The organism is Specibacter sp. AOP5-B1-6 (assembly GCF_052376555.1).
Classification (GTDB): Bacteria; Actinomycetota; Actinomycetes; order Actinomycetales; family Micrococcaceae; genus Specibacter.
Genome location: NZ_JBQSVT010000013.1, coordinates 86,785 through 103,644, shown reverse-complemented (window position 1 = coordinate 103,644; position 16,860 = coordinate 86,785). Strand labels below are relative to the sequence as shown.

Below are 16,860 nucleotides of genomic sequence, written 5' to 3'. Positions count from 1 at the left end.
GTGGTTACCGTGCTTCCAGGATTGCGACGACGCCTTGGCCGCCGGCGGCGCAGACGGAAATCAAGCCGCGGGCGGGACGGCCGTTGACCTCACCGCGTTCATGCAGCATTTTGGCCAGGGTTGCCACGAGGCGTCCGCCGGTTGCGGCAAAGGGGTGGCCGGCCGCCAGGGATGAGCCGTTGACGTTGAGCTTTGCCCTGTCAACGGATCCGAAGGCGCCTTCGAGCCCGAGCCTCTTGATGCCGAATTCCTCGTCTTCCCAGGCGGCAAGGGTGCTGAGCACCGTTCCAGCGAAGGCTTCGTGGATTTCAAAGTAGTCGATGTCATCAAGCGACAGGCCGTTGCGGGCCAGCAGCCGGGGAACGGCGAAGGCCGGAGCCATCAGCAGTCCGTCTTTGCCATGGACAAAGTCAACCGCGCCTGCTTCGCCGTCCACAACGCTGGCAAGGATGGGCAGCTCGCGTGCGGTGGCCCATTCTTCGGAGGCAAGCAGGACGGCGGAGGCGCCGTCGGTCAGCGGGGTGGAGTTGCCTGCCGTCATCGTTGCGGCATCGCCGAGAGACTTGCCAAAGGCAGGCTTGAGCTTGCCCAGCTTCTCCAGGCTCGAGTCGGCGCGCAGGTTCGAGTCGCGGGTCAGCCCGCGGAACGGGGTGATGAGGTCATCGAAGAAATGCCTGTCGTAGGCGGCGGCCAGGTTCTTGTGGCTGGCCAGGGCCAGTTTGTCTTGGGCTTCACGGCTGATCTTCCACTGGGCGGTGGTCAGTGCCTGGTGCTCCCCCATCGACAGGCCCGTGCGTGGTTCGCCGGTGGAGGGTGCATCGGGTGAGAGGTCCTTGGGCCTGATGCGGCTGAGGATTTTTACCTTCTGGCCGGTTGTCTTGGCACGGTTGAGGTCCAGCAGAATTCCGCGCAGGCCCTCGCTGACGGCAATCGGGGCATCCGAGGCGGAATCGACGCCGCCGGCAATGGCCGAGTCGATCTGGCCCAGCTTGATCTTGTTCGACAGCCCGATGACTGCTTCCATGCCGGTGGCGCAGGCCTGCTGGAGGTCGTACGCGGGAGTTGTGGCGGCCAGGGCCGAACCGAGAACTGCCTCACGGGTGAGGTTGAAGTCCCTGGAATGCTTGAGCACCGCGCCGGCGGCAACTTCGCCAATTTCTTCATCAGCCAAGCCAAAGCGGGCAATCAATCCGTCCAGGGCTGCCGTGAGCATGTCCTGGTTCGAGGAGTGCGCGTAGGCCCCGCCGGAGCGTGCAAAGGGGATGCGGTTTCCGCCAACAATGACAGCCTTGCGCGTCACGGGGAGCGCTGGTGTCTTTGCTGAAGTGGAGCCCGCGGGGCTTGTCGAGGTGCCGGAAGGCACGGCAGTGGTTGGGGTGCCTGGTGTTGTGGGGGTGTTCATGAAGCTCTCTCCTTTGGGAACGCCTTTTGTTACTGATACCCAGCGTACCTGATACGCTGGGTATCGTGAACATCTTGCAGCAGGACCCGGCCCCGCCGGTTTCTTCCCCAGCACCCGACCAAGGCGGCGGTCCCGCCACCTCGGCAGCGTTTGGTGCCGACAGTGGCAGCGAGCCGGTAGTTCCGGCGACTGTTGACGGACGCTCGGCGAGGTGGGAAGCGCACCGTGAGGAACGCCGTCGTACCTTGATCAAGGCAACCAGACGGGCCATCCACCGTTTGGGTCCGGACGCATCCATGGAGGACATTGCCACCAAGGCGGGGACGTCAAAGTCGGTGTTTTACCGCTATTTTGGTGACAAGTCCGGGCTCCGGCAGGCAGTTGGCTCGGTGGTGATCAGGCAGATGCAGGACACCATTGCGGCTGCACGGCAGGGGGCCACCGAGCCGCGTCAAGGCGTGACCGCCATGGTCCAGGCCTACCTGCACATGGCGCAAACCTCCCCGAACGTGTATTTCTTCGTCACCATCCCCACCGACGGTGATCTGAGCCCGTCCGGTGAGCTGAGCGGATTCTTTGACTCCGTGACGGCAATGATCACCGAACCGATGCGGGACCTCATGGGCGATCCGGATTCGCCGCTGTTGGGCTATTGGCCCACGGCTGCCATCGGCCTCGTGCGGACGACCGGCGAATTGTGGCTTCAGACCCCGGATGTTCCCGGCAAACCAGATTCAAACGCCATGGCTGAGCAGATCTCAACGTGGCTATTCGACGGCGTGGGGCAGCTTGTCTCCCCCGTGTCCCCTCCCCGTTCAGCAACCGCAGCAGAAGGAAGATCATGAGCAATGTAATGACCCCAGTTTCTCCCGCAGCAAACCACGACAACGCCGGCGTTGACGTGGCAGAGCTCGGCGAAGTTCTCCTGGGCCGGTGGGCGCAGGTTAGGTTGGCCGCCCGAGAGCTTGCCGGCAAGCCGGAATTGCACAAGGTTGAGGGCCTGACCCACACCGAACACCGCAAACTGGTGTTTAAGCAGCTGGGCATCCTGGTGCAGCAAAACGGTGTTCACCGTGCCTTCCCGAAACGCCTGGGCGGCAGCGATGATCACGGCGGCAATGTTGCCGGCTTTGAGGAACTCGTCATTGCGGACCCGTCGCTGCAGATCAAGGGCGGTGTGCAGTGGGGCTTGTTCGGCTCCGCAGTGCTTCACCTGGGCAATGCAGAGCACCAGGACAAATGGCTGCCAGGCATTATGAACCTGGACATTCCGGGCTGCTTTGCGATGACTGAAATTGGCCACGGCTCCGACGTGGCATCAATCGCCACGACTGCCGCTTACGACGAAGCCACTGAAGAGTTTGTCATCCACACCCCGTTCCGGGCTGCGTGGAAGGAATTCATTGGCAATGCAGCGGTGGACGGTTTGGCTGCCGTCGTGTTTGCCCAGCTGATCACCAAGGGCGTCAACCACGGAGTGCACGCGTTTTACGTCGAACTGCGTGACCCGGCGAGCAAGGAATTCCTGCCCGGCATCCAGGGCCTTGACGACAACATCAAGGGCGGGCTGAACGGCATTGACAATGGCCGCCTTGCCTTCGATCATGTGCGGATCCCGCGCACAAACCTGCTGAACCGCTACGGCGACGTCGCCGTTGACGGCAGCTACAGTTCCTCGATCGCCAGTCCCGGACGGCGCTTCTTTACGATGTTGGGCACTCTTGTCCAGGGCCGCGTATCCCTGAACGGTGCCGCTGTTGCAGCGTCCAAGGTCGCCTTGAAGATTGCCATTCAGTACGCCACCGAACGCCGGCAGTTCAACGCCGCCTCGGACACCGAGGAAGTCGTGCTACTTGACTACCAGCGCCACCAGCGCCGGTTGCTTCCTTTGCTGGCGACCACGTATGCGGCCGCCTTTGCGCACGAGGAATTGCTCGTGAAGTTCGACGACGTGTTCTCCGGCGCCCATGACACCGACGAGGACCGTCAGGACCTGGAAACACTGGCAGCTGCGTTGAAGTCCCTGACGACATGGCACGCCCTGGACACACTGCAGGAATGCCGGGAAGCTTGCGGCGGTGCGGGCTTCATGATCGAGAACCGGTTCACGTCACTGCGCGCCGACCTCGACGTGTACGCCACCTTTGAGGGCGACAACACAGTCCTGCTGCAGCTGGTGGCCAAACGACTGTTGGCGGACTACAGCAAGGACTTCCGCAACCTTGACTTCGGCGTGTTGGCACGGTTCGTTGTGGGCCAGGCCGCCGACCTGACCTTGAACAAGACAGGCTTGCGGCAGGTGGCACAATTCGTCGCTGACTCCGGCTCGGCCCAGAAGTCCGCCAAAGCCCTGAAAGACGAGGCCACACAGCGCCAGCTGCTTGCCGACCGGGTGCAGACCATGGTCGCCGATGTTGCGGGTGCCTTGAAGGAAGCAGCGAAGCTTCCCAAGGAGAAGGGTGCGGAGGTCTTCAATGAGAACCAAAACGCCTTGATTGAAGCAGCACGGGCACATGCCGAGCTGCTGCAGTGGGAGGCTTTCACGGCTGCCTTGGGCCGGGTCAACGACGCCGGAACCAAGCGGGTGCTGACCCGTCTGCGCGATTTGTTGGGGCTTACGTTGATCGAAAAGCACCTCGACTGGTACCTGATGAACGGCCGCATCTCCATGCAGCGTGCCCGCACCCTCGCGCCCTACATCAACCGCACCCTCGCCAAATTGCGTCCCCACGCGGTGGATCTGGTGGACGCGTTCGGTTACGGCCCCGAGCACCTCCGGGCCACGATCTCGACGGGCATTGAGCGTGAGCGCCAGGACGAGGCGCGCGACTACTTCCGTAAACTGCGGGCCAGCTCGGAAGCTCCGATTGATGAAAAGGTGCTGATCCAGAAAGCCAAGGCTTCAGCGAAAAAATAGCACTGTCTTATAGGGACAGAACTTCTTGAAGTTCGACGGCGGCACCCGCGCGGGGTGCCGCCGTCGAACGTTTAAGGGTGGTGGGGACTGCGGACCACTGATTAGCAGCCGACTCCTTGCGGGTTTTGGAAGCAGTTGTCGGCGTAGAGGTTTGTCTCGGCCCGCCAAACCGTCAGGCCCAATGTCGGCGATGCGATATTTCCCTGACCCGGAATGGGAAGGCTGGGACCGCCATTGACCGTGTAGCTGCCATCGAAGTGGGTGGTCAGATTGATGCTCAGTCTGCCTGTCTCCGTATAAATGTGGCTGGTCTGAGTTTGCTCGCCAATTCGTTCCTTGTGCAGCGGCGCGCCGTGGACCGGTGTGGGACCCCAGACCGTGCCGTCGCCGTAGTCCCACGTGTACGCCACGGGTGTGGCGGTGATTGTCACTTGCTGGCCGAGCAGGGTGATGTTGAACGTCTGAGTGGACGCTTCGGCGTAGACGTTGGTTTCCTTGCCCCGGAGGGTGTGTGGACCTGGCTGACTCCCGATGGTTGCTCCGGCGACTGGCGTGCGCTGGAATTCACTGGCGATCTGTGCTGCAATTTCTGCCAAGAGAGCACGGGGCTTTTCACCGTAGACACACTCGGGGCCGGAATAGTAGTACCAAACCGCTGGCGATTTTCCCCTCTCGGATCGATACCAGTAGACCGCAGTGCCGGGGTTCCCGTCTGCGTCGCCATCGCCGGCGGAACAGGCTGGCATAACGGCGGCGCATGCCGGGAAAATCGTGCTATCTCCATCGGTGCAGGCTAATCGCGCTTCGTAGTCGAAGTGATCCCCCGTTCCGGTGGCCGGCGACTGTCCATATCGATTGTCGGTTCCCGGTATGGGCACCCATTTCGATGTGTCTATTCCGGTGCTGTTCCAATTGCCTTCGGTTTCACCCGAGTCTGAGGCAAAGGTCGGGCCGGGTATTACGACTATGGCGATGCAGAGCAAGAGTGTCAGTTTCCACGAGCCAGACGATTTTCTGTTCACGATGCTAGCTTCCGGCCAAGTGTTCGACTGTTACGGCTACCCACCGGTCGTCGGCGCGTACGCCAACGAGAATGTCACCTTCGGCTACCGTCACACCAAGATCCTTCGAGAGTGTCTTGTCGGCGTTAAAATACTGCACCTGTTCTTGTCGGGCCATGGTGATTGCCTGATATGTACCATCAGGACTTGACACGAAAGATGTATCCGGTGTGCCGATGACCATCTTGCCGCCCATGATCCATTTCCCATCGGCATGGCCCGCTAAAACCATGTTCTGTATCGCCTCACAGGTTCGGCAACCAGGTTGACTTATGGCCATCATCGGTTCAGGATCGCCCGTTTCGAAAGCGTAGCCCAGGGTTTCGTACCAGTATTCAGCGAACGCGATGAGCCCTTCCTTGCTGAATTCTTTGGCCGCTTCCGGCAGCACGGGAACGGGGACATTTTGAGCGGGCCCCTCAGCTGATGCTGGTTCGTAGACTGCTTCGGGAACAGTTGGCGGAGCTGCCTCCGTCGTCGGCGCCCTGGTTTCTGGGTTCGCCGTCGAACTGATGCTTGGCCCTGCGGTGTTGGGACCGGTTGGTGCTGGGGTGCAACCGGTGAGTGCAAGCAATGCGGCAGTGACAGCGGTTAGGAGGCCGCCGGCGACTTTCGTGCGGCTCTGCTGACCCGCCCGGGTCTTCGACTGATTCGTTGTGGTGTGGCTGTCCTTCATCGCCGGCCCCTACTCGTGGTGCTGAGTGGGCAGCGTACCTCGACGCTGAGGCAGCTGCTCTTTGGCTTGCTCCCAAGGTACACGCGATGCAGCAGACGTGCCAGAACTTATCCACAGCCCGGCCCGATCCCCACTCAAATCGGCACCGCGGGAACGCGGCATGGCCAGTCGGCGACGTTGCATCGCCGAGGTTGGAAGCAGGGGTTTGGTCGTTGGGTGGGCAACGACCCGGAGACGGGTGAGGGCCCCATCCGCGAATGGGGCCCTCATCTTCAAGTCGCAATGCGACCACTCGAAACCACAAGCCGCTCCATGGAGACGGCCAACAAAATTATTGTTGCGGAAGTACGCTTTTATATACATCCAATGTTTGTTCAACAATTGATTCCCACGAAAAATGATCCGCGGCGCGCTGGCGTCCCTTTTCACCCATTGCCCTTGCGCGGGCCGGATCGTTCACCACTTCAATCATTGCCGCGGCAAAATCAGCGACGAACTTCTCCGGATCCAATGGCGTGCCTGTTCCGTCGCCGACCTGCTCCAGCGGCACCAGCAGCCCGGTTTCGCCATGGGCAACAACCTCCGGGATGCCGCCCGTCGCGCTTGCAACAACCGCTGCACCACATGCCATGGCCTCCAGGTTCACAATTCCCAGCGGCTCATAGATGGACGGGCAGGCAAACACGGTGGCATGGCTGAGCACTTGAATGAGCTCCGCCCGGGGCAACATGCGCTCAATGACGATCACGCCGTCGCGCTCCGCCTTCAAGCCTTCAATGAGTGCGTTGACTTCGGCGCCCAGGGCGGGCGTGTCGGCTGCACCAGCACACAACACCAATTGAACTTCCGGCGGCAGCGCGGCGGCCGCCTTCAAAAGGTATGGGACACCCTTTTGCCGAGTCACCCTGCCCACCCAAACCACGCTGGGACGGTCGGGATCAATGCCAAGGGAGCGGACGACGTCGTCCTTCTCATCCCGCTGCCAACCGGCAACATCGATGCCGTTGTGTATGACCTTGACCTTTGCGGGGTCCACATCCGGGTAGCTGCGCAGGATGTCCTGGCGCATGCCGTCCGAGACGGCGATGATGGCGGCAGCAGCCTCGTATGCCGTCTTTTCCACCCACGAGGAAACCGCGTATCCGCCACCCAGCTGCTCCGCCTTCCAGGGCCGCAGGGGCTCGAGGCTGTGCGCGCTGAGTACGTGCGGAATGCCGTGCAAAAGGGACGCGATGTGGCCAGCCATGTTTGCATACCAGGTATGGGAATGCACCAGGCTTGAACCGGCGATGGCCGGCACTATCTGCAAATCCACGCCCAATGTTTGCACTGCGGCATTGGCGTCAGCCAGTTCCGGAAGATTTTCATAGGAGGTCACGGCGGCACCGTGAAAATCATTGTCGCGCGTTTTTCCAAATGCATGGACACGCAAATCAACCTTTGCAGCGAGAACCCGGCTGAGCTCGGCAACATGCACGCCGGCGCCTCCATAAATCTCGGGCGGAAATTCCTTTGTCACAATATCTATACGCACACTCTCAAGGTAGTCTGTCGGGACACAATTGTTCTAGTGTGAAGTTGTTGTGACACTTACATGGCACAACGCAATGCACCATTCAAGCTGTCGGAGGTTGCATCATGTCAGTCAAGAAAGTTCTTGCGATCGTATTGGCAGGCGGTGAGGGCAAGCGATTGATGCCCTTGACAGCGGACCGCGCGAAACCAGCTGTGCCTTTTGCGGGTTTCAGGTTGGTTGATTTTGCCTTGTCGAACCTGGCGAATTCAGGTTTTCTGAAAATGGTGGTGCTGACTCAATACAAGTCGCACAGTTTGGACCGCCACATTTCTGAAACGTGGCGCATGTCCACCCAACTGGGCAACTATGTTGCCTCGGTGCCGGCCCAACAGCGGCGCGGCAAGAGCTGGTTCCTGGGCAGCGCCAACGCCATCTACCAGTCAATGAACCTCATTGTCGACGCCGAGCCTGACATCGTTGTGGTGGTGGGCGCCGACCACGTCTATCGCATGGACTTTGAACAAATGGTGCAGAGCCACATCAACTCCGGGGCCCGGGCAACCGTGGCTGCCGTACGCCAGCCGCTGGCCATGGCTGACCAGTTTGGCGTCATCGAGGTCGACGGCGGTGAAGTCCCCGGAGCGATCGGGGCACACAAGATTTCCGCCTTCGTGGAAAAACCCGAGTCCACTCCGGGCCTGCCCGACGCCCCCGGGCATTTTCTGGCATCCATGGGCAACTATGTTTTTGACACCGAGGCACTCGTCGAAGCGCTCGAGCAGGACGCCGTCAAGGAAGACACGAAGAACGACATGGGCGGGGACATCATCCCCTACTTCGTGGATCGCGATGAAGCCTACGTCTATGACTTCTCCACCAACGACATTCCGGATGCCACCGACAGGGACCGCAACTACTGGCGCGACGTGGGAACCATCGACTCCTACTACGACGCACACATGGACTTGATCTCCCCCGTGCCCATCTTCAACTTGTACAACAGGGCCTGGCCAATCTTCACCCGCAATACGACGTCGCCGCCGGCAAAGTTTGTCCGCGGCGAACACAACTCGGTGGGCACAGCCTTGGATTCGATCGTCGCCCCCGGAGTTGTGGTCTCCGGAGGCGTGGTGGAGAACTCGGTGTTGTCCAACGACGTGTACGTCGGAACAGGGGCCCGCGTGCAGGATTCCGTCTTGATGGACAAGGTCACGATCGGCGCAGGTGCCGTGGTGCGGCGGGCGATTATTGACAAAAACGTGAAGGTACCGGCCGGAGCCACCATTGGGCTGGATCCTGACCTGGACAGGGCACGCGGCTTTGCCATCACGGAATCAGGCCTCACGGTGCTGAGCAAGGGACAGCTCGTCCCGGCGCCCGATGCGGCAGAAAAGGCCCTGTCCCTCGCTGCGGCGGCTGAGCTTCCCGAGGCCCTGACCCTGGCGGTTGGGCGCGTGCAACTGGCCAAGGAAACCATGGATCAGGTCGTGGAAAACCAGATCTCGGCCATTGGGTCGGCGGCCTCCGGCGGAGAGGCTAAAATTGTGGGGTGACTGCCCCTGACTTGACCCCCGAAGAAATCCAAAACTGCCTCAAAGTTTTGGACAGCATCCATGTCTATGACGAAGAGCATCCCGACTATGTCCTGGTCCGCCGGGCCACGGGAAAGATGTTCAAGGCGGTCAAACGCCACCGCCGCAACGTCAAGCGCGACGCCGTCAATGACGCCGACAAGGCAGTCATCGCGAAAACCGCCACGGCAGCCCCGGACCGAATAGACGATGAGACGCGGGGCAACAAGCTCAAGCCGTCAACCACTGGCGACACGGCGGGAACGCTTCTGCGTTCCCGCCCCTGCTACATCTGCAAGCAGCACTACACCCAGGTGGACGCTTTTTACCACCAGCTGTGCCCCGAGTGCGCCGCGTTCAACCACTCCAAGCGTGACGCCCGCACCGACCTCAGCGGCAAGCGCGCCCTGCTGACCGGCGGCCGCGCAAAAATCGGCATGTACATTGCCCTCCGGCTCCTGCGCGACGGCGCCCACACCACCATCACCACCCGCTTCCCCAAGGATGCTGCCCGCCGCTTTGCCGCCATGGAAGACAGCGGCGACTGGCTGCACCGGCTGCGGGTTGTCGGCATCGACCTGCGCGATCCCACCCAAGTTGTCGCCCTGGCAGACTCGCTCAACGAAGCCGGCCCTCTGGACATCATCATCAACAATGCCGCCCAAACTGTGCGCCGCACGGGAAATGCGTACGCGCCGTTGGTGGACGCCGAACTTGAAGAGCTGCCCACCGACGCCCCGATGCCGGAGCTCGTCACCTTCGGACATGCCCACGACAAGCACCCGCTCGCCCTGGCCACCCAGATGATGGAACAACCAAAGCTCGCCGGCGATGAAATTGCCGCCCTGGCGCTTTCCATGGGGTCGGCATCGCTGGAACGCATGGAGGCGGGCACGGCCATCGACGCGGGCGGGCTGGTCCCCGACAAGGCCACGATCAACAGTTGGACCCAGGTTGTTGACCAGGTCGACCCGCTGGAAATGTTGGAAGTCCAGCTGTGCAATGTCACGGCACCGTTCCTCTTGGTTTCACGGCTCCGTCCGGCCATGCAGGCATCGGAGGCACACCGGAAGTACATTGTGAACGTCTCGGCCATGGAGGGTCAGTTCTCCCGCGCCTACAAGGGGCCCGGCCACCCGCACACCAACATGGCCAAGGCGGCGCTGAACATGTTGACCCGGACCAGTGCCAAGGAGATGCTCGACGCCGACGGCATCCTCATGACGGCCGTGGACACCGGGTGGATCACCGACGAACGCCCGCATTACACCAAGGTGCGCCTTGCCGAGGAAGGGTTTCATGCGCCGCTGGACCTGGTCGACGGCGCCGCTCGTGTCTACGACCCGATCGTGATGGGTGAGTCCGGCGAAGACCAGTACGGTGTGTTCCTCAAGGACTACAAGCCCAGCCCGTGGTGAACCCTGCCGGGACAGGCGGCTGGCAGGCCACTGCACGCGCCATTGCTCCCGGGTTGGCAGCTGCCCTGGCCGCGGTCGCCGTTTCCCTCCTGCTCCACAGCGTGCTGCCGATGCTGCCGGCCATGACCATCGCCGTCGTGCTGGGCATTGCAGCCGTGAACCTGCCCGGCACCTCCCGGCTGTGCCAGGGGCCTTGGCGCGCCGGGCTGAACTTCGCGGGCAAGCACTTCATGCGGGCCGGGATTGTTTTTCTCGGACTCAAGCTCAGCCTCGGTGACATCATGGACCTTGGCTGGGTCAGTGTTGGACTGGTGGTGGGCGTCGTGCTGCTTAGTTTTGCAGGCACCCTGGCGCTGGGGAAATTGTTCAAGCTCGACGGCGACACTCCCCTGTTGATTGCCACCGGCTTCTCCATTTGCGGGGCTTCGGCCATCGGGGCCATGGCAGCAGTCAGGGGAACCAAGCACGTGGACACGGTGCTGCCGGTGGCGCTGGTGACGTTGTGCGGCACCCTTGCGATCGGCGTTCTGCCGCTTATGATGAACCCGCTGGGACTTTCGCCGCTGCAATTTGGGCAGTGGGTTGGCGCCGGCGTCCACGACGTGGGACAGGTCGTGGCAACCGCCCAGACAGCCGGTGCGGTTGCCCTGAGTGCTGCAGTCGTGGTGAAGCTGACACGTGTGGTCTTGTTGGCACCGATCGTGGGCGTGGCCGGCGCGATCGAACGAAAACGGCATGCCCGGGCTTTGGAACTGCGACGAACCAACAGCGCCGAACCGGTGGTGGCGCCACGGTTTCCTCCTGTCATTCCGCTGTTTGTGATCGGTTTCCTGCTCATGACGGCGCTGCGCACCACCGGGTGGCTGCCGGAATTCGCCATCGAAGGCGGAGCCCTGGCCCAGGACGTCGCCCTCGGTGCTGCACTCTTTGGCCTTGGTTCCAGTGTCAGGGTCCGCGAACTGCTGGACACCGGTGCCCGGGCAACCGTCATGGCGTTGTGTTCCTGGGCCTTGATCGGCACCTTGGCGTTTGGGGCAGTGCACCTGATGGCGGCCTGACGAAGGTCCGTGATTGAATGAAATGGTGTCCAATCATAATCTTTTGCGCAGTGAAGCTGCAGCCCGAAAATCACTCCTGACCGTCCACTCATATGACGTCGACCTCGACCTGGGCAGGGCCGAGGACTTGAGCGTCGCGGGGTTCCCCACCCGCAGCACGATTGTTTTTTCGGCCGACCTTTCGCGGGCCGACTCGTCATCGGCCGACTCGCCATCAGCGGCCTCGTCTTCAGCGGCCTCGTCTTCAAGCGATGCAGCGGGCAGCGCCGCCCCAGTCGCCACGTTCCTTGACTTCATCGGCTTGAGTGTGGAATCCGTTCTCCTCAACGGCGTGGAGCTCAACCTTGCCGATGTCGTGGACGGTGCCCGGATCCACCTGCCATCCCTTGCCGCGGAAAACGAAGTCGTTGTTGCCGCCACCGCAGCCTACTCCAGCAGCGGTGAGGGCCTGCACCGCTTCGTGGACCCGGCCGACGGCAGGACGTACACGTACACCCAGTACGAACCATCCGACGCGCGCCGGGTTTTTGCGAACTTCGAACAGCCGGACCTCAAGGCTCCGTTCACCTTCCACGTCACCGCACCCGCCGACTGGGAAGTGGCCTCCAACCAGGCTGTGGCCAACCAATCCCAGCAATCCCAGCAATCCCAGCAAGCCGGTGCGGCCGGGGCCGACCGCCAGACCGCCCGCTGGGATTTCGCTGCCACCCTGCCCATCTCCACCTACATCACCACCGTGTTGGCCGGCCCGTATTTCAAGGTCGAGGACCACTTTTCAATGGATTTTGGCCCCGACAGCTCACATAACGGGCAGCGTCTGGACATCCCACTGGCCGCCTACTGCCGCGCCTCACTCGCGCCGCACTTTGATGCCGAGGAAATCTTCAAGGTCACCAAGGCCGGCCTGAAGTACTTTAACGAACTGTTTGACCACCCCTATCCGTTTGGCAAGTACGAGCAGGCTTTCGTGCCGGAATACAATCTCGGCGCCATGGAGAACCCGGGCCTCGTCACGTTTACGGAAGCGTACATCCACGCCTCCCGCGCCACCGACACTGCCTACCAGCAACGCGCCAACACCATCATGCACGAGATGGCGCACATGTGGTTTGGCGACCTCGTGACCATGACCTGGTGGGACGATCTCTGGCTGAAGGAGTCCTTCGCGGACTACATGGGCCACCTGGCCGTCGCCGAAGCCACCCCTTGGGGCGCCAAGTCGTGGACCATGTTCGCCAGCCGCCGCAAGGCCTGGGCCTACACGCAGGACCAGCTGCCCACCACGCACCCGATCGTTGCGGACATCGTCGACCTCGAGGCCGCCAAGGCCAACTTCGACGGCATCACCTACGCCAAGGGTGCCTCGGTTCTCAAACAGCTCGTCGCCTACGTCGGCCAGGACGCGTTCATTGCCGGTTCGCGCCAGTATTTCAAGGACCATGAATACGCCAACACCACCCTCAACGACCTGCTGACGCCTCTCAGCGCCGCCTCCGGCCGCGACCTTGGCGACTGGGCAGAGAAGTGGCTGCAGACCTCCGGCATGTCCACCCTGACACCCGATCTCGAGACCGCCAACGGAAAAATCACGTCCCTGTCCATCCGCCAGGATGCCGTTGATCCCGTGACCGGCCGTGAAGCACTGCGTCCCCACCGCCTGGCCGTCGGCTTTTTCACGTACGACGGCGGCGCCCTGGTCCGCACCGGCTCGATCACCCTGGACGTGGTTGGCCAGGTGACGGAGGTGCCCGGGGCGGCCGGCCTGCCTGCCCCGAACCTGGTGATCATCAATGACGATGACCAGAGCTACGCCAAAGTCCGGCTGGACCCTTCCTCCATGGCCACGGCACTGGCCGGAGTGGGCAGCATTGCCAATCCCATGGCCCGCAGCCTGGTGTGGTCTTCACTCTGGAATGCCACCCGCGATGCGCTGCTGCCTGCTGCGGCATACCTTCGCGCCGTCGTGCAGCATGCCGGCGGGGAAGCTGACATCAGTTTGTTGCAGACGTTGGCGGACAATGCCCTGTCCGCACTGGACTTCTACTGCGCCCCGGCCGACCGCCCGTCGGTCCGGGAAATGCTGATTGCGGGCGTGTCGGCCCACCTGGTGCAAGCGGCTCCTGCCAGCGACGAACAACTGGTGTGGGCCCGTGCCCTGGCCGAACTTGGCCGTGGCAGTGACTCCGTCGTGGCCCGGAGCCGGGCCATGCTGGCGGGCGTGGATGTCCCTGATGGCTTGAGTGTGGACGGCAGCCTGCGCTGGCTGCTGTGGCAGCAGCTGGCCGCCCGTGGGGCTGCAACAGTTGCGGAGCTTGATGCCGAGCTGGCGGCCGACACCACGGCTGAACACCGTGCCAGCCACTGCACAGCCGTGGCTGCCCTGCCGGATGCGGGAATGAAGCAGCAGCGCTGGAATGAGGCCGTCGAGGAAAAGACGCTCACGAACCAGTTGCTGAGTGCCACCATCGCAGGATTCAATGTTGCGGGCAGCGAACTGCTGGATCCGTACATCGAGCCTTATTTCGAGGCAATCGAGCGGGTCTGGAACGGGCGAAGCCTGGAAATTGCCGGCCGCATCGTCCGCGGCTTGTTCCCCGCCCGCCAGGCACTGGCCCCGAACATGGTTCCGGAGCAGCATCCGGTGGTGCTCCGGACGGATGCCTGGCTGGCCAGGAACCCGGACGCCGCCAGGGGACTGCGGCGCATTGTGCTCGAACAACGCGACCAGCTGATGCGCTCGCTCAAGGCCCAAGCCGTGCGGGCATAAGCCCTGGCGTAAGGGGCAGGACACAGATGAAGGGCACAGGAGGCGACGTCGAGCCTGCTGTGCCCTTCCCTGTCCCCGGTTGCATCAGCCCGTTGCGTCAGCCCGTTGTGTTAGCTGGCCGGTTGCCGCGTGCCCGCAGCAACCACCGTGAGAACGCAGCGACCATGACGGCGGCTACCGCCAGCCACGCCGCAACTGCCACCCACGTGGCCCAGTCCCCCACGAAGGCCACCAGCGCCATGTCGTTTTCCGTGCCAAACCTGAACGTGGCGACGGCAAACATGCCCAGGGGAAACACGATTGACCACAATGCCGTGCTGTAATCCACCGGCTCACGCCGCACCACGTGGTGCCAGAAGCCGAAGGCGACCAAAAGCGGAACCCACCACAGGCCAAACGCCCACAGCAGGTAGCTGATGCCGCCCACGGTGGCACCGGCCAGCTGGACGACGGGAACATCGGCCGGCAGGTGCAGGATCATCGAACCTGCCAGGACCGTGATGGCGGTGGCTCCCATGAAAATCCAATTGGTGGGCACGATGCCGCCGAGATTCTCACCGCCGGTCAGCAGCCGCAACATCACCAGCGTTGTCAGCGTCAGATACAGCATGATGCCGATGCCCCAGAAAGCCACCGCTGCATCACTGAGCAGCCGCACAGTGTTGCCGCCGGAAGCAAGCGAGGCGGCGGCCATGGAAATCGACTGGGTGGAGACGACCCACAGGAACCAGGTCCCATCCACCGGCAGCAGGCGGGGCCGCAAGCTTTCCCCCATTTCCGTCCGCAGCATCATCGACAGCGGCACACCGTAAGCAAGAAAGAGCCACAGCGGAATGCTGATGGCGGCCAGGATCCACGTCACGGCTGGCGCGACGGGGTGGAAACCAATTCCAACAACATTGATGGCAGCCACCATTGTCAGGTAGCCAAATCCCTTGTGCGGATCGCGGAAATCAGCGGCCGCGTCCGTGGTGTGCACGACGAGCCTGCCCAGGAGTCCCACCAGCAGCACGAGCAAGGCGGCCGTGGCGATCCACTGCAGAATCCAGGCGGCCAGGGTCCAGCCGGCATCGATAAGTGCGGCCGAGACAATTCCCGTGGCCATGACAAAGGCGAAGGCGGCCGGCGGCTGGTTGGGCCAGCGCAACGTGGGTGCTGCAGCTCCCCGCGGAAGCGTGGTCATGGGATTCTGTGCAACCATTCCGGGGTGTCGAACTTGTCTTCCACCCTGCGGGCGGCCTCGGCCAACTCTTCGCCCGTGAGGGCGGCCGTGCGTGCCCCATAACGGTTGGCGAAGGTTTCACTCATGCGCCCGAGGATGTCCTGGCGGCTGAGCCCACTCTGGCGTCGCAGCGGATCGACGCGCTTTTTGGCTGAGCGGGTGCCCTTGTCTGAAAGTTTTTCCTTGCCGATGCGCAGCACCTGGACCATCTTGTCGGCGTCAATGTCGTAGCTCATCGTGACGTGGTGAAGCATGCCCCCGTTGCTGAGCCTCTTCTGGGCGGCGCCGCCAATCTTGCCCTGGCTGGTGGCAATGTCATTGAGGGGAATATAGAAGGCCTCGATGCCCATGGATTCAAGCGCGGCTAAAACCCAGGCGTCCAGGAATTTGTACGAATCCTCGAACGTCAGGCCGTCAACGAGGGTTTGCGGCAGATACAGCGAATACGTGATGCAGTTTCCGGCCTCCATGAACATGGCACCACCGCCGCTGATCCGCCGGACCACCTTGATGCCAAACTTTTCCACACCGTCCGGATCAAGTTCGTTGCGCACCGACTGGAAACTGCCAATCACCACTGACGGTTCTTCCCAGTCCCAGAACCGCAGGGTCGGGTTGCGCCGGCCAGCGCCAACCTCCTCGGTCAAAACTTCGTCCAGGGCAACGTTGATGGCCGTGGGCAGGATGGTGGGGGCAATGATGTCCCAGTCGTGGTCAACCCAGCTCGTGGCCTTCGTCAGGGCCCGCCGGACAGCGATGGAGACCGCCTGTGCCGAGAAACCAAACAGCACGGCATCCGGGGGCAGGGCCGCGGTGACGGCGTCGGCCAGTTCCGTGGCCGGCAGGGCGGCGGACAGCCCGTTCAGTGCCGCGTTGATGTCGTCAAGGGCTTCGTCAGGCTCAAGAAAAAAGTCGCCGCTGACCCGGACGCCGTCGAGCCGTCCGTCACTGACTGAGCAGTCGACGACAACCAGTTTGCCGCCGTGCACCTTGTATTCACCATGAAGTTCAGAAGCCATGCCTCCATCTTCCCCGTCCCCGGTGCCCGCGCGCAAAACCAGCTCCGGGATCCATGTGGCAGCTGATGGACGAAAACCAGCAAAAACAGCCCAGATGGCGAGCTATAGGGATCGGTCCATCAACTGCCACACAGATTAGGAGGCTCAAGCGTTGGGAAACAATCGCGGGGGAACAGAAAGGGCCCGCACCAAACGGCGCGGGCCCTTTCCAAGGAAAAACTGGTGGAAAGAAG

12 protein-coding genes are annotated in these 16,860 nt (G+C 62.3%); 6 read left to right on the top strand and 6 right to left on the bottom strand.

The features are described 5' to 3' along the window. Positions 1–4: 4 nt before the first annotated feature. Positions 5–1,402 (bottom strand): acetyl-CoA C-acetyltransferase, encoded by a 1,398-nt coding sequence (locus ACT3TS_RS08970; protein ID WP_444531161.1) that lies wholly within the window; start codon positions 1,400–1,402, stop codon positions 5–7. Between the two features lie 65 nt (positions 1,403–1,467). Here ACT3TS_RS08970 and ACT3TS_RS08965 point away from each other — a divergent pair, with 65 nt between their 5' ends. Both ACT3TS_RS08965 and ACT3TS_RS08960 read left to right on the top strand, forming a co-directional pair. Next, positions 1,468–2,247 carry a TetR/AcrR family transcriptional regulator gene (locus ACT3TS_RS08965; RefSeq protein ID WP_444531160.1) on the top strand — a complete coding sequence of 260 codons (780 nt, stop codon included), beginning with the start codon at positions 1,468–1,470 and terminating at the stop codon, positions 2,245–2,247. Next, positions 2,244–4,319, top strand: coding sequence for an acyl-CoA dehydrogenase family protein (locus ACT3TS_RS08960; protein ID WP_444531159.1), 2,076 nt, complete (start codon positions 2,244–2,246; stop codon positions 4,317–4,319). The genes ACT3TS_RS08965 and ACT3TS_RS08960 overlap by 4 nt, the downstream gene beginning before the upstream one ends. Before the next feature lie 101 nt (positions 4,320–4,420). Here the strand turns inward: ACT3TS_RS08960 and ACT3TS_RS08955 are convergent, their stop codons facing one another. The 3 genes from ACT3TS_RS08955 to glgA all read right to left on the bottom strand — a co-directional run bounded on the left by ACT3TS_RS08955 (position 4,421) and on the right by glgA (position 7,590). Beyond that, a complete protein-coding gene (locus ACT3TS_RS08955; protein ID WP_444531158.1) occupies positions 4,421–5,341 on the bottom strand; it encodes a PKD domain-containing protein in 921 nt (306 codons plus the stop codon). Positions 5,342–5,345: 4 nt separating this feature from the next. Continuing rightward, positions 5,346–6,056 carry a DUF6318 family protein gene (locus ACT3TS_RS08950; protein ID WP_444531157.1) on the bottom strand — a complete coding sequence of 237 codons (711 nt, stop codon included), beginning with the start codon at positions 6,054–6,056 and terminating at the stop codon, positions 5,346–5,348. A 331-nt stretch (positions 6,057–6,387) separates the two neighbouring features. Further along, entirely contained in the window at positions 6,388–7,590 is a 1,203-nt protein-coding gene (gene glgA, locus ACT3TS_RS08945; RefSeq protein WP_444531156.1) for a glycogen synthase, read from the bottom strand. A gap of 104 nt (positions 7,591–7,694) precedes the next feature. Here glgA and glgC point away from each other — a divergent pair, with 104 nt between their 5' ends. Genes glgC through pepN form a run of 4 tightly spaced genes read left to right on the top strand, consistent with a single transcriptional unit; the run spans position 7,695 to position 14,386 of the window. Further along, complete coding sequence (gene glgC, locus ACT3TS_RS08940; protein WP_444531155.1) at positions 7,695–9,125, top strand: glucose-1-phosphate adenylyltransferase; 1,431 nt, start codon at positions 7,695–7,697, stop codon at positions 9,123–9,125. Beyond that, positions 9,122–10,561 (top strand): SDR family NAD(P)-dependent oxidoreductase, encoded by a 1,440-nt coding sequence (locus ACT3TS_RS08935; RefSeq protein ID WP_444531154.1) that lies wholly within the window; start codon positions 9,122–9,124, stop codon positions 10,559–10,561. The genes glgC and ACT3TS_RS08935 overlap by 4 nt, the downstream gene beginning before the upstream one ends. Continuing rightward, on the top strand, positions 10,555–11,619 hold the full coding sequence (locus tag ACT3TS_RS08930) for a YeiH family protein (RefSeq protein WP_444531153.1): 1,065 nt from the start codon (positions 10,555–10,557) through the stop codon (positions 11,617–11,619). The genes ACT3TS_RS08935 and ACT3TS_RS08930 overlap by 7 nt, the downstream gene beginning before the upstream one ends. 25 nt (positions 11,620–11,644) lie before the next feature. Next, positions 11,645–14,386 carry an aminopeptidase N gene (gene pepN, locus ACT3TS_RS08925; protein WP_444531152.1) on the top strand — a complete coding sequence of 914 codons (2,742 nt, stop codon included), beginning with the start codon at positions 11,645–11,647 and terminating at the stop codon, positions 14,384–14,386. Positions 14,387–14,483: 97 nt separating this feature from the next. Here the strand turns inward: pepN and ACT3TS_RS08920 are convergent, their stop codons facing one another. Both ACT3TS_RS08920 and ACT3TS_RS08915 read right to left on the bottom strand, forming a co-directional pair. Beyond that, on the bottom strand, positions 14,484–15,569 hold the full coding sequence (locus tag ACT3TS_RS08920) for a tellurite resistance/C4-dicarboxylate transporter family protein (protein WP_444531151.1): 1,086 nt from the start codon (positions 15,567–15,569) through the stop codon (positions 14,484–14,486). Next, on the bottom strand, positions 15,566–16,627 hold the full coding sequence (locus tag ACT3TS_RS08915) for a lipoate--protein ligase family protein (protein WP_444531150.1): 1,062 nt from the start codon (positions 16,625–16,627) through the stop codon (positions 15,566–15,568). Before ACT3TS_RS08915 ends, ACT3TS_RS08920 begins: the two co-directional genes overlap by 4 nt. Positions 16,628–16,860 lie beyond the last annotated feature (233 nt).

Bases quoted from the DNA above. Each gene is read 5' to 3' on its own strand.
- glgC (WP_444531155.1), top strand. From the start codon at position 7,695: ATGTCAGTCAAGAAAGTTCTTGCGATCGTATTGGCAGGCGGTGAGGGC.
- ACT3TS_RS08950 (WP_444531157.1), bottom strand. From the start codon at position 6,056: ATGAAGGACAGCCACACCACAACGAATCAGTCGAAGACCCGGGCGGGT.
- ACT3TS_RS08915 (WP_444531150.1), bottom strand. From the start codon at position 16,627: ATGGCTTCTGAACTTCATGGTGAATACAAGGTGCACGGCGGCAAACTG.
- ACT3TS_RS08960 (WP_444531159.1), top strand. From the start codon at position 2,244: ATGAGCAATGTAATGACCCCAGTTTCTCCCGCAGCAAACCACGACAAC.
- ACT3TS_RS08970 (WP_444531161.1), bottom strand. From the start codon at position 1,402: ATGAACACCCCCACAACACCAGGCACCCCAACCACTGCCGTGCCTTCC.
- ACT3TS_RS08920 (WP_444531151.1), bottom strand. From the start codon at position 15,569: ATGACCACGCTTCCGCGGGGAGCTGCAGCACCCACGTTGCGCTGGCCC.